The 801-nt window shown below is 37.5% G+C and carries 1 pseudogene; it reads right to left on the minus strand.

Annotated features, from left to right (window positions below):
- Positions 1-801, minus strand: a pseudogene (locus HMPREF9007_RS00045) (RHS repeat-associated core domain-containing protein); the annotation flags it as partial.

Below are 801 nucleotides of genomic sequence, written 5' to 3' on the forward strand. Positions count from 1 at the left end.
TTCTATCCAACTCCTTACCATTATACTTATAAGACTGAACACTCGTAGATGTTGTAAACGTACCACCAAAAGGATAGTAATCATTCGTTTCCTCCAACTTTCCATCCTTATCAGCAACTACACGCACATTACCTTGATGGTCCTTCAAATAAAAGTGGAACTTCTTATCAGGGAAACTAACATATCCTGTCTCAGTCAAAAGCAGCTTCAAAGAGCCGTTCTCATAGATCGCATTACCACAATAATCAGTCGTTAAGATAGTATTACCTGTTTGATGGACAGTACGAAGTTTTCTTCCATCCGATCCATACTCATAATCAATGGTATTACCATCACTAAAGGTTATCTGACTAGGCAAATTTATAAGATTATATCGAATATTACTAATATTCTTGTTCAAATCTTTAGTCAAGTTACCGTTTTTGTCATATCCGTATTCTACAGGCTGATTAGCATTATCCTTGAACTCCATACCGTTACCATAAACCGAGTTTGGCGCATGATCATCGACAGACTGAAGTTGATTACCATTGTAAACCAAACTTAAGTTATCAACCAAACCATAACCTGTTGCACTTGTTTGACCATACCTGAGCAAACTCAGAATATTGCCCATCTTATCATAACCGGTTATCTGTTCACTGAAGCGGTTCTGATTGATTGAGAGTGTATTCGTTTCTCCGTAGATAGCATCTTTCATACGAGACAAGCCGTCATAAGTGAAACGATATCCCATTTCATTGGTTACGGCTGATCCTCCCGACTTCCATGTCATACTACTGATATTACCTATTATAATAA

Source organism: Bacteroides sp. 1_1_14, from assembly GCF_000162515.1.
Classification (GTDB): domain Bacteria; phylum Bacteroidota; class Bacteroidia; order Bacteroidales; family Bacteroidaceae; genus Bacteroides; species Bacteroides thetaiotaomicron.